The sequence below is a fragment of the Bradyrhizobium canariense genome (assembly GCF_900105125.1).
Lineage (GTDB): Bacteria > Pseudomonadota > Alphaproteobacteria > Rhizobiales > Xanthobacteraceae > Bradyrhizobium > Bradyrhizobium canariense_A.
Genome location: NZ_LT629750.1, coordinates 3,054,347 through 3,075,561 on the forward strand (window position 1 = coordinate 3,054,347; position 21,215 = coordinate 3,075,561).

Consider the following 21,215-nt stretch of genomic DNA (forward strand, 5'->3'; position numbering starts at 1 on the left):
GCGCCGATTTGTCGTTGGCTCCGCCTGGTGCCGCCCGTTATTCGGTCGGCAACGCGAACACCGTCAACGTTCCGCCCAGCGAGGTGTAGGACGCCAGGCCGGCATAGCCACCGACGGCGCCAAGGCCCGCGGTGTCGACGGTCTTGTCCTTGGTCGGCAACTTGCCCTGGTCGACGGCGCCATGCCAGGCGGCGGCGTTTTCAGGCTGCAGCAGACCGGCCGCAAGACCGATACCCGCCCAACCGCCGACGCCGGAGAGAACGCCGACGTATTGCTTGCCACCGTGTTCATAGGTCATGACGTTGCCGATGATGCCCGACGGGGTCTTGAACTTGTAGAGTTCCTTGCCCGTCTTGGCATCGACCGCCTTCAGATAGCCTTCCAGCGTGCCGTAGAACACCACGTTGCCGGCCGTTGCCAATGCGCCGCCCCAGGCGGAGAACTGCTCCTTGTTGGACCACACGATCTTGCCGGTCTTGCCGTCCCAGGCGATGAAATTGCCCATGTTGGTATCGCCCTTGGGCGGATACATCGCCACGGCGGCACCGACATAGGCCTGACCGGCGGTGTAGGACACCTTGTAGGGCTCGTAGTCCATGCAGACATGGTTGGTCGGGACGTAGAACAGCTGCGTCTCCGGGCTATAGGCCGCGGGCTGTTCGTCCTTGGTGCCAAGTGCTGCCGGGCAGATGCCCTTCGAGTTGTGGTCTTCGCCGCCGTGCTGGGTCGAATAGGCGTCGACCACCAGCGGACGGCCATAGGTCTTGGACGACTTGTCCATGTCGACCTTGGTGGCCCAGTTCACGACAGGATCGAACTTTTCCGCAACCAGCAATTCGCCGGTCGCCCGATCCAGCGTGTAGCCAAAGCCGTTACGGTCAAAGTGCGTCAGCAGTTTGCGTGCTTTGCCGTCAATGTTCTGATCGGAGAGGATCATTTCGTTGACGCCGTCGAAGTCCCATTCGTCGTGCGGGGTCATCTGGTAGATCCATTTGACCTTGCCGGTGTCGAGGTCGCGCGCCCAGATCGACATCGACCAGCGGTTGTCACCGGGACGTTGCACCGGGTTCCAGGTCGAGGGATTGCCTGAACCGTAATAGACGAGGTTCAGTTCGGGGTCGTAGGAATACCAGCCCCAGGTGGCGCCGCCGCCGATCTTCCATTGATCGCCCTCCCAGGTGGAGATCGATGAATCAGGCCCGACCGGTTTGCCGAGCGAGGTCGTCTTGGCGGGATCGATCAGGGTGTCGGAATCCGGCCCTTCCGAGAAGCCGCGCCAGGCCAGCTTGCCGTCCTTGATGTTGTAGGCGCTGACCCAGCCGCGAACGCCAAATTCGCCACCGGAAACGCCGATCAGAACCTTGTCCTTGTAGACGAACGGCGCGTCGGTGCCGGATTGGCCCTTGCCGGCTTCGCCGTCCATCACCGACCAGACTTTTTCTCCCGTCTTGGCGTCGAGCGCGACCAGCGTCGTATCGGCCTGATGCAGGAAGATCTTGCCGTCGGCATAGGCGACGCCGCGGTTGACGGTGTCGCAACACATGATCGGAATCACATTGGGATCTTGTCTGGGCTCGTATTTCCAGATGATCTTGCCATCGTGATTCAGATCGAGCGCATAGACCGTGTTCGGAAACGGCGTGTGCACATACATCACGTCGCCAATCACCAGCGGCCCGCCTTCGTGACCGCGCAGCACGCCGGTTGAGAAGGTCCAGGCTACCTGCAGCTTCTTGACGTTGGAGGCGTTGATCTGATTGAGCTTGGAAAATCGGGTGTTGGCGTCATCGCCCTGCTGCATAACCCATTGTTTGGGATCCTTGGCCAGCTTGTCCAGCGCCTCGTCGGCGCGCGACGCCGATCCCTGCAAAGCCATAAGGCCGAAGATCGACGTCGTAGCGACTAAGATCTTTTTCATTCGCTTCCTCCCTGGGGTTTTTTGCCTAGAGGGTCGCTGACGCTCCTTGGATCCGCAAAGATTCTCCGCGGGACATCATTCGCCCTCTCTGGATGAATTATTTCGGCACCGTGTCACAGCCTGTGAAACGAGTCACAACGCGGGTTTTAATTAAGATGCAGCGAACAGTGCCCACTTATGCCTTCAGCAACCCGCTCCCTATTCGCAGTTGCTTGTGAAGGCAGAAGCAAAAAAAGTTTAGGTAACTCCCATGACATAAGCAAGTTATGATTTGGGAGAGATCGACGGCTCGTCGCTGCGCTTTCTTTGCAGTGCAACGTAGCCGGGAACCTTGGAACTCGCGACCACGGGGGTCGGCAAAGTCACGTCACGACCAACGACTTAGCTCCATATGGCAACAGTGCTAACATAAGAATCGAAGCTGAGATGCGCGACAAACCAGCCGCTCACCGGACTTCCCTGCCTTGCCTGATTAGTCGAATTGCGCATTCCACCGGGACGGTGAAATCGGTGCCGCATTTTGTCCGCGATGTACTTGGGATCATTTCGCTTTTGATCCTGATTGCGGGTGGTTGCAGTGCACAGCAGCAAAATCCGCTCACGCCGCTGCCAATCTCCGAAATCGCGCCCGGCGTCTACGTTCACATCGGCAACATCGACATGATGAGCCAGGCCAATCAAGGCGACGCCGCCAATGCCGGCTTCATCGTTGGCGACGATGCGGTCGCAGTCGTCGACACCGGCGGCAGCACGCGCGAAGGCGCGCGCCTGCTCGCAGCGATCCACGGCGTAACGCCGAAACCGGTGCGCTATGTCATCAACACGCATGTCCACCCCGATCACATCTTTGGGAACGCGGCGTTCGTGCAAGGCGGCGTCATTTTTGCCGGACACAAGAATCTGCCGCGCGCGCTGATCGCTCGGGGCGATTATTATCTCAAGTCGTTTCGTGCCGTACTCGGCGATGCCCTCATTGACGAGGTAAAGATCGTGCCACCGACATTGCTCGTCGACGGGGAAATGCAGATCGATCTCGGTCAGCGTGTGCTGACTCTGAAAGCCTGGCCGGCCGGGCATACCGACAACGACCTGACCGTCTTCGACAACAAAAGTTCCACGCTGTTTGCGGGCGATCTCCTGTTCGTCGAGCATGTGCCCGTCATCGACGGCAGCATCAGGGGCTTTCTCGCCGATCTCGTCGAGCTTCAGCACGCTTCCGCCGCGCGCGTTGTTCCCGGACATGGCCCGATCGTTGCCGATTGGCATGGTGCCGTTCAAGACGAACAGCGCTACCTCGATAACCTCGCCAAGGAGATCCGCGGCCTGATTGCCCAGGGAGTACCCCTCACCAACGCGGCAAGGGAAGCCGGACGAGGCGAACGGTCGCGGTGGAAGCTGTTCGATGAATACGGTTCGCGCAACGTTATCGCAGCGTTCGGCGAGCTCGAATGGGAGTGACGGTTCACCCTCGCTTAGCCATGGCGCCTTGCCGCTTGCTCCGATTTCAGATAGATTTGTCACCGCCTCATTATGGAAACGGACTTCGACCATGTCGATTTTTTCCAGAGTGATCGTCCCTGCCCTTATTGCGGCGTTCTGCTTTGCGGGGCCTCAGGCTGCGCGCGCTCAAACCGCATCGGCCGGCACAGAGCAGCCTTCGGAAGACACCTGGAACAGCATCAAGGGCGATCTCTTTAAAAACCGCCCCATTCTCGATGGCTCGGGCCTTGTCATACTCGATGCGCCGCGACGCGCCGAAGATGCCGCCCTGGTGCCGATCGGCATGCGGGTTAAGTTCGCCGATGACGACAAGCGCACGCTGCAATCGCTGACGCTCGTGATCGACGAAAATCCCGCACCTGTCGCTGGAACGTTTACGATCGGCCCTCGTGCCGGCGTGACCTCGATTTCCACGCGCATCAGGGTCAACAGCTATTCCTATGTTCGCGTCGTTGCCGAACTCAGCGACGGCAAGCTCTACGGCGTCAAGGCCTATGTGAAGGCGTCCGGAGGTTGCTCCGCGCCGGCGGCCTCGAATGCCGACGCTGCCAATGCGGTACTGGGTCAGATGAAATTCCGTACGTTCCGCTCAGAGCCCGGCGCGCCACCGGAAGCCCAGCTCATGGTGCGTCACCCGCAGAATTCCGGCCTGCAGATGGACCAGCTGACGCGGCTTTACGTGCCGCCGTTCTTTATCGACAACCTCAAGATCTGGCAGGGTGACGATCTCATCGTGGCGATGGACGGCGGGATCGCAATTGCCGAAGATCCGAACATCCGCTTTAACTACAAGCCCAACGGCGCCTCCAATTTTCGAACCGAAGCTGTCGACACCAGCAAGCACATCTTCAGGGACGAATGGACGATCGAGAAATCGATGCTGTAGCGGCCCGGCCTTAAGGGAATTCGCTCAGAAGCAGCGAATCTCGGCTTCCGCCTGGGCCCGCCTGAAATCCTGTATTGCAAGCCTGGCAGGCTCGGTCGATCGAAACTCAGAACCGACCGGCCCCGTCACCTGGGACATCGACAGAATTGTCTCGGCGGTCACGTAATGGTCGTAAGGAATGATCGACGCGATCACGTCAATCGAGCAGGAACATTTTTGCAGAATTTCCTGGGTCTCCCCGTTGGCTTTCATGCACCCGAAGACATAATCCGCACGCGCCGACGTTGGATAATCGTTGAGGTCCTCAGCCCGCGCATGGGAGACCATGACGATCAAGCTCACCAAAAAAGCACCCGACCGGAACAAGATGCGCATACGAACCATCGTTAGCGCCTTTCACTACCTCTGCCCAACGTTGGGAGCGAAGGCTGGACTTGCTGGAGCCTTGGCCCGTGCCCGTCGGTTAGCCGCGCTGCCGTTCAGGATTTCTTGCCGTCGGCCCCAAACTGCTTGAGATAGGCGATGACATTGTCGATGTCGTCATCCTTCGTCAAACCGGGGAAAATCATCTTGGTTCCGGGAACCTTGGCGCGGGGATTCTTGAGATATTCCTTCAGCGTCGCCTCATCCCAGGTGATGCCAGAATTCTTGTTGGCGTCGCTGTAAGAGTAATCCGGATAGGTACCGGCTTTGCGGCCCACAACGCCGTTCAACACTGGCCCGACCGCGTTCTTCGCGCCCTCGCCTATCTGATGACAAGCTCTGCACTTGAGAAAAACCTTCTCGCCAAGCGCGGCGTCCTGAGCGCTTGCAGCACCGATCGAACCCGACCAGGCCAGGCCCAACAATGCAAAGGCAGCTAAAACGTAAACCCGAGGATTTGTCACCGGCCCATCCGTTATTGTGTTCAATGGAATGACGAAGTTACGCAACATCATTCGAATAATTTGTCAGGATCAACAATCGAGGTCAAGCTCGCACGCGGGCAGTACTTTCGGCGGTGAAGCTAGCATTTCGTCGTAGCGTGCAGCGTGATGCGTATTGTCGTGGACCTTGCTGCAAAAAATGCGGTAGGTTAAACGGCCAATATCGAAACCCCGGAGTCTGCGCGTCTAAAATGACCGGCATGACGCATTGCAACCGCAGCCGATGGCGCGACTCACAGGGTTCTGCACTATTTGCCTGTCGGTCCCGTCGATGGATGCCGGGATTTTGGGAATGGTCATGAAGCCATTCGAACTTGCTCAAACTCCTGCGCTTGAAATCGACCGCGTCAGCCATCGCTATGGTGCACGGGTCGCGTTGAATGATGTAAGCTTTGCCGTCCGGCAGTCGTCCTTTACGGTTCTATTGGGGTTGAATGGCGCCGGAAAGTCGACGCTATTTTCGTTGATCACGCGCCTCTATGCGATCCGATCAGGCCAAATTCGCATTTTTGGCCACGATGTTGCGAACGAGCCGGGCGCGGCCTTGAGCAAGCTCGGCGTGGTTTTTCAGTCGCGCGCGCTCGATATCGATATTTCGGTTCGGCAGAACCTGATGTACCACGCTGCACTGCACGGCATCGCCAGCAAGCGCGCCAACGAACGCATCGCACAAGTCCTGGACCGCGTGGCAATGACCGATCGGAGCCGGGACCGCGTCGGGAATCTTTCCATCGGGCAGATGCGCCGGATCGAGATTGCCCGCGCCCTGCTCCACCAACCCCGCCTGCTTTTGCTGGACGAGCCGACGGTCGGCCTCGACATCAAGGCGCGCGCCGACATTCTCGATCACGTTCGCCAGTTGTCCGTGACGGAGGGAATTGGCGTGCTCTGGGCGACACATCTCATCGACGAAGCCCGTTCAGGCGACGACGTAGTGGTGCTCCACAAAGGCAGCGTGCTTGCGCGTGGTGCAATCAGCGATGTTGTCGGACAATCCGGAGGGGCCGATTTGCGAGAAGCATTCAATCGGCTGACAGGGGTTGCCGATCAGGGCGAACTGGAAGCAGCCAGATGACCACGACCGTCGACGTGACAGACAAACACAACTTCACGCTGGCGCAGTACTTCATCTGTCTCAGGGGCATCGTCTGGCGTGAAGCCCTGCGCTTTATCCATCAGCGTGAACGCTTCGTTTCTGCGCTTGTGCGCCCGCTGGTCTGGCTTTTCATTTTTGCCGCCGGATTTCGACAGGTGCTCGGCGTCTCGATCATCCCGCCCTATGAGACGTATGTCCTTTACGAAGTCTATATCGCGCCGGGATTGATTGCGATGATACAGCTCTTCAACGGCATGCAATCGTCGCTGACGATGGTGTATGACCGGGAAACCGGCGGAATGCGCACGCTTCTGGTCAGCCCGTTCCCGCGCTGGTGGCTGCTGACATCAAAGCTTTTGGCAGGCACGCTGGTCTCCGTGCTGCAGGCCTATGCTTTCCTGCTGATCGCCTGGTTCTGGGAAATCGAGCCGCCTCCCCTGGGTTATCTGGCGCTGCTGCCGGCGTTGCTGCTGAGCGGTTTCATGCTGGGCGCGTTGGGAATGCTGATTTCATCGCTGATCAAGCAGCTTGAGAATTTTGCCGGCGTCATGAACTTCGTCATCTTTCCGATGTTCTTTGCTTCCTCGGCGCTCTACCCGTTGTGGCGGGTCAAGGAATCGAGCCCGCTGCTATATTACGTATGCGAGCTCAATCCTTTCACGCATGCGACCGAGCTCATTCGCTTTGCGCTTTATGAACAGGTCGCTTGGGTTTCGCTGGCTGTCGTTGTCGGTTGCACCATCGCGTTTCTGTTTGGCGCGATATTGGCCTACGATCCGGCCCGCGGCTTCCTCGCCCGCCGCAACACGCCGGCGGGCTGAGACGGGAGCTCAAAACTTCAGAATGTCGCCTTCAGGCCCGCATACAAAGCGCGCGGCCGCGCCGGGCTAAGCGAACGCGGGTCCGTAAACGGCGCGCCGCCATTGGTGAAGTTAGGCACTGCGTCGGTCTCGAAGAACGTTCCATAGCTCGCATATTGATTATTGAAAATATTGTCGGCGCGCGCGTAAATCTGAAACGTCTTGTTGATCTGATAGGACGCATGCAGGTTGAAAACGGCGTAAGACGGCAGCTTCATGAACTGATTGGATCCGTCGCCGACAAAATATTGACTGCCGACGAAAAGCGCATCGCCTCCAACCTTGAACGCGTCGGTCACTGAATAGTCCACCCTGGCCTTGAGCACGTTTCGGGGAACTGCCGGGATTTGGTTGCCCGGCATAATCTGGATATTGCCATTGTCATCGGCAAACGGGCTGTTGGAACCCACCTGCAGCGCGTTGAGGAAGCGTGCGTCCAAAAACGTATAACTGGCGCTGACCAGCAGCTTGTCTGATTTGAGCGTGGCTTCGGCCTCGAAGCCCTGGCGACGGGTCGAACCGACATTCTGGAAATAGCCGAACCCCTGCAGAACTGGACTGGGAATGTTGAGAATGTCGTCCGAATTCTCCGTGCGAAACGCCCCGAATTTCCAGCTCAGCGTGCCGAGACTGAGATTCTCCGTGTCGCGCAATCCTGCTTCCACGGTATGGGACACAACCTGTTTCAGGGGCGGATCGGAGACCAGGAATGAAGCGATGATGCAGGGATGCGCTGGATCGGCGCATCCCAGCTCCAGCGGGGTCGGCGCCCGATTTGCTTCGGAATAGCCGGCATAGGCCGTCAAGCCCGACGTGATCTTGTAGGTGCCGCCGATGACGGGATTGAAACGGGTGTAATTGTCGCTGCCATTCAGCGCGGTGCCAAGCTGGTCCTGCAAGTTGATGTTGGCGACATTGAAGCGGCCGCCGCCTGTGATCGAGAACCTGTTGGTGACGTCGAAGGTATCGAGCGCGTACAGGCCGGTGTACTGATTGGTGGTGCGAAGGTCGACCGGGCCATCGGAAACCGGATTGCCGGACTGACCAAGGAAGATTCCAGAGCCGCTGACGACATAGTCAGGGCCGATCGTGCCCAGTTCCGCGCTGGCCGTGAAGTGGGTGACGCTATAGTCGAAGCTGGTTCCGACCACGAAGTGATTGTTGTGCCCGAACAATTGGTCGGTATTGGTCGCCTGCAGCGAGAAGCCTGTCGTCGTCGTCTGCGTCGAAGTACGGTCGTTCTCCCCAAGCGTGGCGCTGGGGTCGAACGGATTGGAAAGCTGAGCTCCGTTCAAGCCGTTGGCCGGCGTGCTGCCGTCGCCGAAGCAAAGCAGTGTCGCATCGGCGTCACAAGGCTGGGTTCCGGTCGGATTGCCGTCCTGGGTATTCTGGTTGAAGACCCTGACATGCCCGATGCCTTCGACCGTCCAGGTTGGTGAGACCTCGACCTTCCCGGTCAAATTGACGTAACCAACTTTATTGGTCGAAGTTTGCGGCGTGGTGTAGGTGGCGCCCCAAAATTGCTGGAGCAGCTCGACTGGTGTCGTTGCGGCTGCGCCGAAATCATTGTCGGCGACGCCCATATTGATATGAAATTCAGCGTCATCGTTTTTGGCGCCGACGTCGCCATAGAAGCGCCGAACGTTGGAGGTCTGGAAATTTCGAAATCCGTCCTCGTGCAATCCTTCGAGCGCGCCGTAGACGGCAAAATTATCGATCTGTTTGCCCCATTGTGCCGAGCTTTGGATGCGCCCGAACGAGCCTCCCATCGTGTCGATTTCGGCCCCATGGTAGTTGAAGCCATCCTTCATCTGCACAACGACTGCCCCGCCCAGCGCGTTCAGACCGAATGCAGGATTGTTGGTCACGATATCGACAGACTTGATTGCGGCTGTCGGAATCAGATCCCAGTTGACGGTGTCGCCGAATGCCTCGTTGATGCGCACGCCGTTCTGGTAAACGGCAAGTCCTTGCGGCGTGCCCGAAACGGGCGATGCAGTGAAGCCACGAAACTGGATATCGGGCGTGAACGGGTTGCCGTTAACTTCATTGACAGTAATGCCCGGCACATATTTCACGAGGGAATCGCTGATGTTCAGCGATTCCGTTTGCGAGAGCTGATTGGCGTCGATGGTGTAGACGCTCGCCGCTACCTTGTCGGATTCGATGCCGGAGCCGGCTATGGGCGTGGTCGGATATACCGCGACAGTCGGTTTGGACCGAACCCTCGGCGTCGCAGTGCGCTCGCGTCCGGGTTTGGTGCTGGGCTTCGTTCCAGTTATCACGACGGGCGGCAATACTTGTGGATCGCTGGTTGTGCTTTGCGCGTATGCCGCTTCAATCTTGGGAAACAGGCACATCGATATCGATACAACAAGCGGATATCGCCAAAGCATCGCCCCCTCCTGTTCCGCCCCGGCTGTTTTTCCGCCGGTTGCGCATTACACATTATTAATGTGCCGATGGAGACACGCTAGCTTCAAAACGTCCGAAAATGGCGGCTATTTATTCCCGATATATTCGGGAATAATTCCCGAATTGGCGCATCGCAATGGTTTGGGCCAACGTCGATCTGGACACGAGTCATTATATACATGTGCGTAATATACATGCGCGTATTCCCTACTCTCTTCGCTTAAGAGCGCTTGCTGGTGGGAACGATGGCCTCGACAATTACCCCACTGTCGCTCGAAGCCACCGTCAGAGCACCACCCAATGCCAATACCCGCTCGCGCATTCCGGTCAGGCCGAGGCCGAGCCTGTGATCGGACCTCATCCCGCTGCCATTGTCGCGCACGCGCACCAAGGCGCACTCGCGTTTGATGCCCGCGACCTGGTCGGCGGGTTCGATGGTCACGTTGACCGAGGTCGCGCTTGCGTGACGGAACACATTCGTCAGCGCCTCCTGAACGATGCGGTAGATCGTCAGATCGGCTGTCTCTCCGGTCTCGCCAAGCGACCGCGAGATTGCCGTCTCAACGACTACTCCTGGATGAGACTCACGCCACAGACGCACGAGAGCGCCGATGGCCTCACACAGGCCAAACTCCGCCAATCCGACCGGACGTAGCCTTTCAAGGACCCGCCGGTTGAACTGCTGCAAGGCATTTACCTGCTCCAGTAGGGCACTGCCGTGCTTTCGCAGGGTGTCCGTGTTCATCTCACGCGCGTCCGCAATCCGCATGAGCGAGCTGGCGTGGGCTCGTAGCGCGAAGAGATAAGGCCCAAATTCATCATGCAGCTCTCGGGCGATCTCCTTGCGCTCGGCATCCTGCAGCGAAACGGCGCTTTCGGCGAGCCGCCGCTTCTCTTCGACGGCGTCTCCTAAGGTTGCCGCAAGATGATTAAGCTTGCCGCAGATCGCCGCCAGTTCGGGCGATCCGCCGGGTTTCACGCGCGTGTCGTAGCGGCCGGCTTCGATGTTCGTCATCGCCTCCGAAAGCGACTGAATTGGCGCAAGTGCCCGGCTCACCACCATCATCGTCATCAGGAAAAGCGCGACAGCGATCGCCGACCCGACCTGGAGCTGGGTGACGATGCCGTCCCAAATCTCGTTTATTTCGTCGTTCGGATGCGACGTGATCACGAGCGATCCGGGCTTGCCATGAATCGAAATCGGCACGTTCACGGCGGTCTTTTCCGGATGAACGAGCGTGACGAACCACGCCGGCGCCGGAGATGACCCGCTATCGTCGCCGGTATCGTCGGTGATTGAGGGCTTGGTCTCTACCGCATCGCCCTGCCGCGTAATACTGACGTGGCGTAGCCGGTTGAGGTCTTGAATGGTCCGACTTAGCCGCGCATCAGGATCCGGGGTTTCATTCAAACTTACGACCAATGTTTCGATAAATTCGCGAGCCAATCGTATGACGCTCTGGTCTTCGGCCTGAACCCGAGGCCCGGCCTCCAGCACCAGCCGCGTGATATTGACGGCGAGACCGAGCATGAGAACGAGCGCGAGAAGCACGTTGAGCCGGGCTCGCAAAGATAATTTCTGCCACATAGCATTCGTCCGGGACCCGCGCCGCGCAGATTCCTGTCCAGAGGAGCGTTGACAGGCAAAAAAGCCGGCTATCTAATTGAACCGTACAGCAATTGCACCCGAGATGCACAACGCGGTCCGCAGCGGGCGCGACGCGGTCATTCAGTCTGATGCGATGCAGCAATAGAGGTTGCCCCAAGGATTTGGACCAACGCCGATGCGTGTTCTGATCGTTGACGATCATCCTATCGTGGCTTCCGGTTGCCGCGCTTTGTTCGCGGGCGATGCCGATATGACGATACTGGAGGCCTCCGACGCGGAGAGCGGCGAGCGCGTATTTATCGCCGAACGGCCGGATGTCTGTGTGCTCGACATCAACCTGCCGACCGTCTCGGGATTTGAACTGGCGCGGCGTATTCTCGCGCATACCGCTTCCGCGCGCATCATCATGTTCAGCATGAATGACGATCCGGTATTCGCTGCGCGCGCAATCGAGATCGGCGCCAAGGGCTATGTCTCGAAGTCCGGGGACCCATGCGACCTCGTCGAAGCCATTCGGGAAGTCGGAGACGGCAAGGTTTATTTGCCGGCGGCAATCGCACGCAGCATTGCGTTCGCTGGACCCGCTGTCGCGCAAAGCCCGCTGTCGAAACTGACGACGCGCGAAATCGAGATATTGCGCCTGCTCAGCGCCGGCAAAAGTCTTTCCGAGATCGCATGGCTGGTGCATTCGTCCTACAAGACGATTGCCAACACATCGTCCATCATCCGCCAAAAGCTCGGCCTGCGCTCGTCCTCCGAGCTGGTGCGCTTCGCAATCGAGAGCCGGCTGGTTTGATCCTGGAATTAGCCTTGTCTGGCGTCTTTCACAGCCTGCGCCGCCAACGCGCGCATTTCCTCGCAGACTGATACAATGACATCGGCGCTGCGCCCTCCCCGCGGCGGCGGAAGTGTTTTCTCGAGAATGATCCGTGCCGGGCGATCGGACAGTAAAAACAGGCGATCCGCCAGATGGACGGCCTCTTCCAGATCATGGGTCACGAACAGCGTTGTCACCTTCGCTCGCTTCGTGAGCGCCATGAGTTCGCCGCGCAGCCGGGCGGCGACAGTTTCATCGAGCGAAACGAACGGCTCGTCGAGCAGCAGAAAATCCGGCCGGACCGCAAATGCGCGGGCAATCGCCGCGCGGCGCGCAAGTCCCAGCGACAATTCGCCGGGGTATCGCGCCAGATGCGCGCCGAGGCCAAGTATCTCGACGAGATCGGTGAGATCGACGTCGGCCGGGTCGGAAGGAAGCGCTAAGCGGATGTTTTGCTCGACCGTGCGCCAAGGCAACAGGCGAGGCTCCTGAAATACCATCCCGAGGCGCCCGGATCCCGGCGCACGCAATTTGCCGCGAAAATCCGCATCGAGTCCGGCTGCAATCTTCAGGATCGTGGTCTTGCCGCAGCCGGAAGGGCCAATCAACGCACCAAATGATCCGGCCTCGAGCCGGAGCGCCAGGTCACGAACGACCTCGACTGGCGTGCCGTCGGCCGACAGGTAGCTCTTCGCATCGATGCGAAGCTCAAGCGGAGCGGCGTCTCCAGCGGTTTGCGCGTCGTTCAAGCGGTTGTACCAGAAAACTTTCGATCACAAGCATAAGCACAATGAAGCAGATCGCATAGCTCAGTATCCTGGCCATGTCGAATAGCGAGAATGCCGAGCCAAGAACGAAACCGACCCCGTTGGGCCGTCCGAGCAACTCGACCACGAGCACGATCTTCCAGACGATGGAGAGGCCGGAACGCGAACTGGCCGCCAGATAGGGGACGAGTTGCGGTATCACGATGTGACGAATCCTCGAAAACCATGTGAATTGAAAGGCCTCCGCCATTTCATCCAGCTCGGGATCGAGCGCACGAGCCCCCTCACGCATGACGGCGGTCACGTTCGGCAGTTTATTGATTGCCACGGCGAGGATTGCCGCGGTTTCGTTGAGCCCGATCCAGATGTAGGCGAAAATGATGATCACCAGTGCCGGCATGTTGATGAGCACGATCAGCCACGGATCGGCGAACCGATCGACGGCCTTCGAACGCCCCATCACGTAACCTGCGATCGTGCCGAGCAGCATCGCGATCGCGAACGAACCGATCACACGTCCGAGTGTGCAGGCCATCTGGAACGGCAATTCGCCCGAGCGGATCTCGGCGAGTGTTGCGGCGCCGATTGCCAGCGGGCCGGGCAGCAACCGCGATTGAGCCAGCGCGGCCGCGACGGCCCAAATCGCAATCATCGCAGCCAGCGAAAGAATTCTCGGCAACAACGCTCAATCTCCGCGCAGGGCTGGTCGATAATAGAGGCCTGGATCGAGCTCTTTCGAAGGGCCTGCGAGCTCCGTGCCACCGGTCACCGCGAGGACCTTGAACAGCGCACGGGCATCGGCTTCTTCCGCGGCAATTGGCCGCTGTGGTATCCCCTCCCTCGTCCGATCTCGATAGGCCTTGAACGTCCTGTCGTCCTCGGCATGCATCAGGGGACGTAGCGCATCCCACTCCTCATCGGATCGCAGCATGATGTCGTCAGCCTTTTGCGCAGCCGCAATAAATCGGTCGATCGCGCTCCTGTGGTCGGCTACGAACTGCTCGGAAAACACATAACCGATCAGCGCGACCGGTTCGTTCAGTCCAAGTGCTGCTTCGGCGTCGCGCACATCGAAGATCCGGCGGTAGCCCTGCGTATCCAGGCTGGCGCAGAAATTCCAGAAATTGAGGCTGGCTTCGGCTTCGCCCTGCTGCAATTTTTGGGAAATCAACGGCGGCGCACCATACTCCAGGGTCGCCTCGTGCCTGAGATCGACACCTTGGCGGGTCGCGGCGGCCTGAACGATCAGCCAGCTTTTGTCGAGCGGACCGCCTGCGACAGCGAGAACGCGGCCCTTGAGGTCTGCGATCCCATGTATGGCGGAATCGTTTTTCACCATGATGGCGCCGACCGCGCTGGAATAAGGATAGAACAGCAATTTGGCGCCGAGGGCACGCGCACGCGCGACCCAAAGCCAATCAACGACAGCGATGTCGATCGAGCCGCTGTTGAGGGCGAGCTTGCCGGCGTCCGGCGACGCGAATTCACTGATCTTCAGATCAAGCCCGGCGCTGGCGGCAAGGTCATGGCGGCGGATCACATCCAGCTGCCAGGCAAATGTGCCAGTGCTTTGCAGGCCGATGCGCAGAGTCTCGGCGGCCCGCGTTGGCGCGACCCAGGCAACAAGACAGAGCGTCACGAGAATTTTCAACGGGTATATCGTTCTCACTTCGCCATTCATGCGAGAAATTAGCTGCACTGTCCACCCGGCCAAAGGGACAAGCAAATTTGTCGCTGACACTCACCGCATCTAGGGTGCAAGGTGGCAATCTCGGCCAAGGATCGTAATAATCGCCATACCGGCCACGGCTCGTTCGGACCCCTTAATGCCACGGAAGCCAGCGCGCCAATTTTGGATGCAGTGCGGTAAAACCCGACGCGGGTTCGTGCGCAGATTAGCTGTACTGGTTTGGACGGCGAAACCGGACCGAACGGCCAGATCCTGCCTGTTGCTCGCCCTCGCATTCCTTCCGACCTACGCCCGAGCAGAACCGATCGAAACCGAGCATCTGTTCGCCTTCACCATCGGAAGCGACGTGGGCGATGTCGGAGAAAGAGAGCTGGAGGGATCGGTAACCGGTCGCTTCTCGAAGCGAACCGGAACCTATGATGCGGGTTCCGGCACGATATCGGCGGAATTCGTGCCGCTGCCGAACCTTCGGACCGAATTTACCGGGGTGGTCAATTCCTACGACATTTCCGGCGTGAGCGGGTTCGCCGATCAGCGCTACACCGCGTTTGGCGGGATGTCCGCCGACGTCCGCTACCGGTTACTTGATCGCGCCTCCGCGCCGTTCGGTTTTGCAATCGGCGCCGAGCCGCATTGGAACAGGTCTGACGACATAACCGGTGAACGCGTCGGCCAATATGGCGTGGACTTCGTTGCAGCCGCCGATTGGGAAATCATTCAGGATCGGCTCGTTGCGGCGTTCAACCTGCTCTATCAACCCGATACCACGCGCTCGCAACTGACTGGAACCTGGTCGCAGGAATCCACGGCGGGGATTGCGATGGGCCTGATGGCGCAGGTCCGTTCCGGAATTTTTGTCGGCGGCGAAGCCCGTTATTTACGCCAGTATGACGGGTTTGGCCCGGATACCCTTGCTGGACAAGGCTTTTTCGTTGGGCCGACAATTTACTTCAAGCTCTCCGAACGGGCGTGGATCACAGCCGCCTGGAGCGCACAAGTCGCGGGTCACGCAACTGCCATTGCCGGTTCGCTTGACCTGGTTAATTTCGAACGTCAGCAGGCACGTCTTTTGTTCGGCGTAAACTTCTAAGTCCGTGTCAGCACTTACCGCGATTATTTGGCGCAGTCCTTCAGGTCTTTCTCGTCGATCGAGAAGATCGCGCCGGTCTTGACCTGAATGTTTGGAACCACGCAAGTCCGCCCGATCTTGTCGACAAACTTGACGTCATAAACACCTGCGGCCGTGTCGGTAATCTTCAGCCGCTCGTCATGATCCACGGTATGATCGTTATCATTGTCGGTCTGATTGCGGCCCCACTCATTCTTGCCAGGCGGCGAGAGCTGCAGCGAAGTAATTGTGTTAGCAGTCAAATTCCAGAACCGGGTATCCTTTGCGGAAGCGCCCACGGGGATGAACGCCAAAACGAAGGCCGCCAGAACAACTACCCTCGCCATTTTGCGATCCTCCCAAGACACTTACCAAGACACTTAGCCCAAGACATTTAGCGCTTGTGTTACTACCAATCGGGATTGCCAGCTGCAATCGTGAGGGATCGGAGAGGAACGATGAGGCCTCCTCCCAGGGCGGCGCTGACGCTAATTCTGGCGATTGTTCTCGGGACGTTGGGCTGGATCGGCAGCTCTGTGGCCGCTCCAGCCACGGCCGTCTTCCCCTTTGAGATCTACGACACCAGCGGCGAACCTCCGCAACCCGACATCACCAAGAGGCTTGCGATGGCGACGCGGGTCCTGTCGGAACTGCTGGAAAAAACCGGCCACTATTCGCCCGTCGATCTCGGGCCGCTCAGTGCGGAAGTGACGGCAACTTCGCCGCGATACCGATGCGGCGACTGCTTCCTGCCTGTCGCGCGCCAAGCCGGCGCGGCTTGCGCCGTCGTCTCAGTGGTCCACAAGGTATCATCGCTGATCTCATCCATGGACATCTGGATCCTTGATGCTTCCAGCGGGGCGAGCCTTGCGCATCTTAGCGGCCAGATCCGCGGCGACACCCCGGAAGCCTATGACCACGGCGTGCGCTTCCTGGTCAGGAACCGGTTGCCGGCCGATGGGCCGCCGGGAGATGGTGCGCTGCCGAAATAATTCGACTGAGCAGCGGACTTGAACGCTGCGTTCGATCACCGCGCCAGCCGCGCGGCATGCCAGCGCATGTGATCTTCCATGAATGTCGATACGAAATAATAGCTGTGATCGTAGCCGGTCTGGCGGCGAAGGATCAGCGGAATGCCCGCCTGTGAACAGGCCTGCTCCAAAAGTTCCGGGCGAAGCTGTTCGGTCAGGAACTGATCGGCGTCACCGTAATCGACCAGAAAATCGGAAAACCGCGCACCATCCTCGATGAGCGCGACGGTGTCGTGCTTGCGCCAGGCGGCACGCTCATCACCGAGATATCCGCCCAACGCCTTGATCCCCCATGGCACTTGTGACGGCGCGACGATGGGCGAAAGCGCGCTCGCGGCGCGATAGCGATCGGGATGACGCAGCGCGATCGTGAGCGCACCATAGCCGCCCATCGAATGCCCCAGAATCGATTGCCGTTTGGGATCGACGGGAAATTCCTGGGCGATCAATTCGGGAAGCTCTTCCGTCACATAGCTCCACATGCGGTAATTCTGGGCAAATGGCGGCCGCGTGGCGTCGACATAAAAACCGGCGCCAAGCCCGAAATCATAGGCGCCAGCGGGGTCACCCGGCACACCTTCGCCGCGCGGACTGGTATCCGGCGCCACAAAGACAAGGCCCAGCTCGGCGCAGGCGCGGCGAAATTCGCCCTTCTCCGTGACGTTGGCGTGCGTGCAGGTGAGGCCCGACAGATACCAAACCAGCGGCAGCTTCGCCCCAGCCTGATGCGGGGGGACATAGACCGAAAAGGTCATGGCCGTCTTGGTCTCGCGACTGGCATGCCTGTAAACTCCCTGCATGCCGTCATGCGATCGGTTCAGTGAAACGGTTTCAAGGGCCATGCTTTTCCAACTCCGGCGCCACACCGACGCGAAGGTTATAGGTTATCAGCGGTCAGACGCGGATCACAACTCGGCCGGCGGTTGTCGCCGCCAGCCGAAGCCTAACGCAAAATCGGCCGATCTAGGCTGCCTTGCTAGGCTGCCTTGGATTTCGCCACATGCGTGGCGATCGCATCCATCAGCGGCGGCGACAGACAGTCATAAGGCTCAAGCCCCAGCTCCTTGAAGCGGGACCTGATTCCATCCATCTCCGCCGGAGGGACACCGGATTCGATCACCGAGGATACGAACGCCGCAAACCCCGGAGCTGACCAGCCGCCTTCGGTGAACAGTTCGGGATGGATGAAGTCGAGACCATAGAACGGATGTCCCTTGTTCTCGATGCGGCCATACATATGCGTGCCGCAAACCTTGCAGGCGTAGCGCTGGATCGCCGCCGAGGTGTCGACAATCTGGAGCTTGTCGCCGTTTTCAAGAACACTCACGTTATCGCGCGGGACAACGGCGACGACCGAAAACGCCGCACCCTCCGGCTTCCAGCATTTGGTGCAGCCGCAGGCGTGGTTGTGGGCGACATCTCCCTTGATGCCGACCTTGACCGGCCGGTCCTTGCATTTGCAGACCAGCGTGCCACCGGCAAAGCTGCCCGAGCCTTTCTTTACGCCACTGTCAATCGATGGGTGGATATGAACAGTCATAGGCCTATCCTCCTTGTGTTTGACGCTTTTGATTTAGAACACGACGACCGAACGGATCGACTTGCCCTCGTGCATCAGATCGAAGCCCTTGTTGATGTCCTCGAGCTTGAGGACATGGGTGATCATCGGGTCGATCTCGATCTTGCCGTTCATGTACCAGTCGACGATTTTCGGCACGTCGGTCCGGCCGCGCGCACCGCCGAACGCCGAGCCCTTCCAGACCCGCCCGGTGACCAGCTGGAACGGCCGGGTCGCAATCTCCTTGCCGGCTTCCGCCACCCCGATCACCACCGAGACGCCCCAGCCGCGGTGGCAGGCTTCCAGCGCCTGGCGCATCACAGTGGTGTTGCCGGTGCAGTCGAAGGTGAAATCGGCGCCGCCGTCGGTCAGTCCGACCAGATGCTGGACGATATCGCCGTCGATCTTCCTGGGGTTGACGAAGTGGGTCATGCCGAAGCGGCGGCCCCATTCTTCCTTGGAATCATTGACGTCGACGCCGACGATCTTGTCGGCCCCCACCATTCGCGCGCCCTGGATGACGTTGAGCCCGATGCCGCCGAGGCCGAACACCACCACATTGGCGCCCGGCGTCACCTTGGCGGTATTGACCACCGCCCCGACCCCCGTGGTGACGCCGCAGCCGATGTAGCAGCTCTTGTCGAACGGCGCGTCCTGCCGGATTTTGGCGACCGCGATCTCCGGCAGCACGGTAAAGTTCGAGAAGGTCGAGCAGCCCATGTAATGGAAGATGGTCTGGCCCTTATGGCTGAAGCGCGAGGTGCCGTCGGGCATCACGCCCTTGCCCTGGGTGGCGCGGATTTTGGTGCAGAGATTGGTCTTCTGGCTGAGGCAGCTTTTGCACTCGCGGCATTCCGGCGTGTAGAGCGGGATCACGTGATCGCCCGGCTTGACCGAGGTGACGCCGGGGCCGATTTCGCGGACGATGCCGGCGCCCTCATGGCCGAGGATCGAGGGGAAGATGCCCTCGCTGTCGAAACCATCCAGCGTATAGGCATCGGTGTGGCAAATGCCGGTCGCCTTGATCTCGACCAGGACTTCACCGGCCCTCGGGCCATCCAGATCCAGCTCGACGATTTCAAGCGGCTGCTTGGCCTGGAACGCGACTGCGGCGCGTGTCTTCATCTACCGTTCCTCCACTCAATTTTTTTGCTTGAGCCCGGATTTAGCTACGGTTTTTGAAAGCCCTTCGACGTCTGGAAGACTGCGCGCCGCCAGCGTGACCAGCTACAACGTCACGCGCGCCTCACATCAACGACGAAGCGCGAAAATCCCAGGCAAGACACTTGTAACCCCGAAACATTGCACGCTTACAATCAATGTCAAGGCCGCTGATTTCGTGAGGTCTCCATCTTTCCGGCCAATCGAAATACGGCGATTATCAATGAGGCCCGTGGCGAGCGCGTTTTGATTCAGTTTGCAATGCGGCAGAATTCTCGGGGCCATCAGCCGATAAGTCAGCATGCGTTGCGCCATCTCCATGTTTTGCAGACGATATGGGAACCGCGCGCATGGGGGCCATGCCGAAATTGGAGACGCGAGGGTCAATTCGGCGTAATATTTTCGCGTTTCATTTTAGATAGAGGGCACAAGGAATGATTGAAATCATCCTGACCGTCTGCGCCATCGCCAATCCGACCAATTGCGAAGAAAAATATCTTCAGTTCGCTTGGGACGGTTCGATCAATCAATGCATGATGGCGGCGCAGCCCTATATCGCCGAGTGGATTGGCAAACATCCCGAATGGGTCGCTACGAAATGGAGCTGCGACTATCCGGGCCACGAGAAGCGCAGGATCTAATTCGGCCGCCGGCAACGCACAGCAGTTGCCACGCAACTGCGATTTCGCTCGGGGCCAGAAGGGAAACGGGCGGCCGGATTCCGGCGCGGATCAGCGGAATCCATTTTCAATTCGGACCAAAGGCAACACCCCACGGCAATTCGCCTACCTGAATGGATTTGATGACTTTCTGGGCCGCTACGTCGATTACCGAAACGTCGTTCGAAACACCATTGGCGACCAGCAGGTATTTTTCATCGGGCGTAAAGGCGCCGTGCCAAACCCGCTGTCCGACCAGCAGGTATTTCAAGACGGTATGAGTGACGCCGTCGACGACCGCCACTCGATTGGCGGGCCCCAAATCGATGAATCCGAGCTTGCCATCCCTGGTGATATTGATACCGACCGGCTGGATCGCCTCCGATCGCAGGCCCGGGATTTCAAACGTTACGGTTTGCTTGAGCTGACGTGTTGCAGGATCGATAATCGCAAGCGCGCCACCGATTTCGGACGTGACCCATAATTCCGACCCGTCGGACTTGTACTCCGAGAAGCGCGGGCGGGAACCGACCAGCAGGTTGCCGACGACTTCGCGGCTCGCCGTATCGATGAAGTGGACCATGCTGGTCGTCTCGGACGTGCATACCAGCATCTTGGAATCCGGGCTGACCGCCATGCCTTCGGGTTCGGTCCCGACCGACACCTGGCCAATGGCCGTGCGTTTTTCCATATCGATGACGGTCACCATCGCGTCGTTTTCGTTGGCGACATAGAGAAACTTGCCGGCCGGATCGAGTGCAAACTGCTCAGGATCCGGGCCGGACGGCAAGTTGCCGGCATCGCTACGGGTCTTGGCGTCGAAGACCTGGATGGTGTCGTCGTCGCCAAGCGCGACAAAGACGAATTTACCGTCGCGGGTGACCTCGATACCGCGCGGCCGCTGCCCCGTCTTGATGGTCGCGACGGTCTCCATCTTGTCGGTGTCGATCACGGAGATCGAATTGCCCTTCTCGTTGGAAACATAGGCAAGGAAGGCGAAAGCAGGATCAAACGAGAGAAGAACGCCGAACAGGGAAAGGCCGAGTACCGCGATCCAGCGCAAATCGAACATGTGGTGTTCTCCAACGTGTCAGGGTCGAGTTCGTGTCGTTCGAATTCGAACTATTTCTGGGCTATTTGACGCTGATGCACCGAATAGACAATCGTCGTAGTTCAAAGTCCACCGACCGGCTTTGGCCTTGCTTGCGTCCGAC

General features: G+C 59.1%; 21 protein-coding genes. 8 read left to right on the top strand and 13 right to left on the bottom strand.

Annotated elements, in window-relative coordinates; genetic code table 11:
• Positions 1–37 precede the first annotated feature (37 nt).
• Complete coding sequence (locus BLV09_RS14540) at positions 38–1,918, bottom strand: methanol/ethanol family PQQ-dependent dehydrogenase (RefSeq protein ID WP_146687817.1); 1,881 nt, start codon at positions 1,916–1,918, stop codon at positions 38–40.
• A 510-nt stretch (positions 1,919–2,428) separates the two neighbouring features.
• Here BLV09_RS14540 and BLV09_RS14545 point away from each other — a divergent pair.
• Positions 2,429–3,376: a quinoprotein relay system zinc metallohydrolase 2 gene (locus BLV09_RS14545; RefSeq protein WP_244549089.1), complete on the top strand. Its 948-nt coding sequence runs from the start codon at positions 2,429–2,431 to the stop codon at positions 3,374–3,376.
• A gap of 91 nt (positions 3,377–3,467) precedes the next feature.
• Positions 3,468–4,304: a quinoprotein dehydrogenase-associated SoxYZ-like carrier gene (locus BLV09_RS14550; RefSeq protein WP_146687819.1), complete on the top strand. Its 837-nt coding sequence runs from the start codon at positions 3,468–3,470 to the stop codon at positions 4,302–4,304.
• A 24-nt stretch (positions 4,305–4,328) separates the two neighbouring features.
• Here the strand turns inward: BLV09_RS14550 and BLV09_RS14555 are convergent, their stop codons facing one another.
• Complete coding sequence (locus BLV09_RS14555) at positions 4,329–4,679, bottom strand: hypothetical protein (RefSeq protein WP_100380404.1); 351 nt, start codon at positions 4,677–4,679, stop codon at positions 4,329–4,331.
• Between the two features lie 104 nt (positions 4,680–4,783).
• Positions 4,784–5,191, bottom strand: a complete 408-nt coding sequence (locus BLV09_RS14560) for a c-type cytochrome (protein ID WP_433994395.1) — start codon at positions 5,189–5,191, stop codon at positions 4,784–4,786.
• Between the two features lie 337 nt (positions 5,192–5,528).
• On the opposite strand from BLV09_RS14560, the gene BLV09_RS14565 reads away from it, so the two are divergent.
• Together BLV09_RS14565 and BLV09_RS14570 are read left to right on the top strand one after the other, a co-directional pair.
• Positions 5,529–6,305, top strand: a complete 777-nt coding sequence (locus tag BLV09_RS14565) for an ABC transporter ATP-binding protein (protein ID WP_244549090.1) — start codon at positions 5,529–5,531, stop codon at positions 6,303–6,305.
• On the top strand, positions 6,302–7,147 hold the full coding sequence (locus tag BLV09_RS14570; protein ID WP_100380402.1) for an ABC transporter permease: 846 nt from the start codon (positions 6,302–6,304) through the stop codon (positions 7,145–7,147). The genes BLV09_RS14565 and BLV09_RS14570 overlap by 4 nt, the downstream gene beginning before the upstream one ends.
• Before the next feature lie 17 nt (positions 7,148–7,164).
• On the opposite strand, the gene BLV09_RS14575 is transcribed toward BLV09_RS14570, so the two are convergent.
• Positions 7,165–9,582: a TonB-dependent receptor gene (locus BLV09_RS14575; RefSeq protein ID WP_146687820.1), complete on the bottom strand. Its 2,418-nt coding sequence runs from the start codon at positions 9,580–9,582 to the stop codon at positions 7,165–7,167.
• Between the two features lie 239 nt (positions 9,583–9,821).
• Positions 9,822–11,189, bottom strand: a complete 1,368-nt coding sequence (locus tag BLV09_RS14580; RefSeq protein ID WP_146687821.1) for a histidine kinase — start codon at positions 11,187–11,189, stop codon at positions 9,822–9,824.
• Between the two features lie 196 nt (positions 11,190–11,385).
• Here BLV09_RS14580 and BLV09_RS14585 point away from each other — a divergent pair, with 196 nt between their 5' ends.
• Positions 11,386–12,006 carry a response regulator transcription factor gene (locus BLV09_RS14585; RefSeq protein ID WP_146687822.1) on the top strand — a complete coding sequence of 207 codons (621 nt, stop codon included), beginning with the start codon at positions 11,386–11,388 and terminating at the stop codon, positions 12,004–12,006.
• An 8-nt stretch (positions 12,007–12,014) separates the two neighbouring features.
• Here BLV09_RS14585 and BLV09_RS14590 read toward each other — a convergent pair whose 3' ends face one another.
• From BLV09_RS14590 to BLV09_RS14600, 3 genes are read right to left on the bottom strand one after another with little or no spacing between them, the layout of a single operon-like run.
• Positions 12,015–12,776 carry an ABC transporter ATP-binding protein gene (locus tag BLV09_RS14590; protein WP_146687823.1) on the bottom strand — a complete coding sequence of 254 codons (762 nt, stop codon included), beginning with the start codon at positions 12,774–12,776 and terminating at the stop codon, positions 12,015–12,017.
• Complete coding sequence (locus BLV09_RS14595; RefSeq protein ID WP_146687824.1) at positions 12,736–13,473, bottom strand: ABC transporter permease; 738 nt, start codon at positions 13,471–13,473, stop codon at positions 12,736–12,738. The genes BLV09_RS14590 and BLV09_RS14595 overlap by 41 nt, the downstream gene beginning before the upstream one ends.
• Before the next feature lie 6 nt (positions 13,474–13,479).
• Positions 13,480–14,445 carry an ABC transporter substrate-binding protein gene (locus BLV09_RS14600; protein ID WP_244549091.1) on the bottom strand — a complete coding sequence of 322 codons (966 nt, stop codon included), beginning with the start codon at positions 14,443–14,445 and terminating at the stop codon, positions 13,480–13,482.
• 298 nt (positions 14,446–14,743) lie between these two features.
• Between BLV09_RS14600 and BLV09_RS14605 the strand changes: the two genes are divergently transcribed.
• Positions 14,744–15,574, top strand: a complete 831-nt coding sequence (locus BLV09_RS14605) for a hypothetical protein (protein ID WP_146687825.1) — start codon at positions 14,744–14,746, stop codon at positions 15,572–15,574.
• 23 nt (positions 15,575–15,597) lie between these two features.
• Here BLV09_RS14605 and BLV09_RS14610 read toward each other — a convergent pair whose 3' ends face one another.
• Complete coding sequence (locus BLV09_RS14610; RefSeq protein ID WP_100380395.1) at positions 15,598–15,939, bottom strand: hypothetical protein; 342 nt, start codon at positions 15,937–15,939, stop codon at positions 15,598–15,600.
• Between the two features lie 111 nt (positions 15,940–16,050).
• Between BLV09_RS14610 and BLV09_RS14615 the strand changes: the two genes are divergently transcribed.
• Entirely contained in the window at positions 16,051–16,584 is a 534-nt protein-coding gene (locus BLV09_RS14615) for a DUF3280 domain-containing protein (protein WP_146687826.1), read from the top strand.
• 35 nt (positions 16,585–16,619) lie between these two features.
• Here BLV09_RS14615 and fghA read toward each other — a convergent pair whose 3' ends face one another.
• The 3 genes from fghA to BLV09_RS14630 form a co-directional block, all read right to left on the bottom strand.
• On the bottom strand, positions 16,620–17,465 hold the full coding sequence (gene fghA / locus BLV09_RS14620; protein WP_146687827.1) for an S-formylglutathione hydrolase: 846 nt from the start codon (positions 17,463–17,465) through the stop codon (positions 16,620–16,622).
• Between the two features lie 134 nt (positions 17,466–17,599).
• Positions 17,600–18,163 carry an S-(hydroxymethyl)glutathione synthase gene (gene gfa / locus BLV09_RS14625; protein WP_146687828.1) on the bottom strand — a complete coding sequence of 188 codons (564 nt, stop codon included), beginning with the start codon at positions 18,161–18,163 and terminating at the stop codon, positions 17,600–17,602.
• A 33-nt stretch (positions 18,164–18,196) separates the two neighbouring features.
• Positions 18,197–19,306 (bottom strand): S-(hydroxymethyl)glutathione dehydrogenase/class III alcohol dehydrogenase, encoded by a 1,110-nt coding sequence (locus BLV09_RS14630; protein WP_146687829.1) that lies wholly within the window; start codon positions 19,304–19,306, stop codon positions 18,197–18,199.
• Positions 19,307–19,776: 470 nt separating this feature from the next.
• Between BLV09_RS14630 and BLV09_RS14635 the strand changes: the two genes are divergently transcribed.
• On the top strand, positions 19,777–19,983 hold the full coding sequence (locus BLV09_RS14635; protein WP_146687830.1) for a hypothetical protein: 207 nt from the start codon (positions 19,777–19,779) through the stop codon (positions 19,981–19,983).
• 106 nt (positions 19,984–20,089) lie between these two features.
• On the opposite strand, the gene BLV09_RS14640 is transcribed toward BLV09_RS14635, so the two are convergent.
• Complete coding sequence (locus BLV09_RS14640; protein WP_146687831.1) at positions 20,090–21,073, bottom strand: PQQ-dependent catabolism-associated beta-propeller protein; 984 nt, start codon at positions 21,071–21,073, stop codon at positions 20,090–20,092.
• Between the last annotated feature and the right edge of the window lie 142 nt (positions 21,074–21,215).

Bases quoted from the DNA above. Each gene is read 5' to 3' on its own strand.
- BLV09_RS14540 (WP_146687817.1), bottom strand. From the start codon at position 1,918: ATGAAAAAGATCTTAGTCGCTACGACGTCGATCTTCGGCCTTATGGCT.
- BLV09_RS14550 (WP_146687819.1), top strand. From the start codon at position 3,468: ATGTCGATTTTTTCCAGAGTGATCGTCCCTGCCCTTATTGCGGCGTTC.
- BLV09_RS14555 (WP_100380404.1), bottom strand. From the start codon at position 4,679: ATGCGCATCTTGTTCCGGTCGGGTGCTTTTTTGGTGAGCTTGATCGTC.
- BLV09_RS14565 (WP_244549090.1), top strand. From the start codon at position 5,529: ATGAAGCCATTCGAACTTGCTCAAACTCCTGCGCTTGAAATCGACCGC.
- BLV09_RS14570 (WP_100380402.1), top strand. From the start codon at position 6,302: ATGACCACGACCGTCGACGTGACAGACAAACACAACTTCACGCTGGCG.
- BLV09_RS14575 (WP_146687820.1), bottom strand. From the start codon at position 9,582: ATGCTTTGGCGATATCCGCTTGTTGTATCGATATCGATGTGCCTGTTT.
- BLV09_RS14580 (WP_146687821.1), bottom strand. From the start codon at position 11,189: ATGTGGCAGAAATTATCTTTGCGAGCCCGGCTCAACGTGCTTCTCGCG.
- BLV09_RS14585 (WP_146687822.1), top strand. From the start codon at position 11,386: ATGCGTGTTCTGATCGTTGACGATCATCCTATCGTGGCTTCCGGTTGC.
- BLV09_RS14610 (WP_100380395.1), bottom strand. From the start codon at position 15,939: ATGGCGAGGGTAGTTGTTCTGGCGGCCTTCGTTTTGGCGTTCATCCCC.
- BLV09_RS14615 (WP_146687826.1), top strand. From the start codon at position 16,051: ATGAGGCCTCCTCCCAGGGCGGCGCTGACGCTAATTCTGGCGATTGTT.
- fghA (WP_146687827.1), bottom strand. From the start codon at position 17,465: ATGGCCCTTGAAACCGTTTCACTGAACCGATCGCATGACGGCATGCAG.
- gfa (WP_146687828.1), bottom strand. From the start codon at position 18,163: ATGACTGTTCATATCCACCCATCGATTGACAGTGGCGTAAAGAAAGGC.
- BLV09_RS14630 (WP_146687829.1), bottom strand. From the start codon at position 19,306: ATGAAGACACGCGCCGCAGTCGCGTTCCAGGCCAAGCAGCCGCTTGAA.
- BLV09_RS14635 (WP_146687830.1), top strand. From the start codon at position 19,777: ATGATTGAAATCATCCTGACCGTCTGCGCCATCGCCAATCCGACCAAT.
- BLV09_RS14640 (WP_146687831.1), bottom strand. From the start codon at position 21,073: ATGTTCGATTTGCGCTGGATCGCGGTACTCGGCCTTTCCCTGTTCGGC.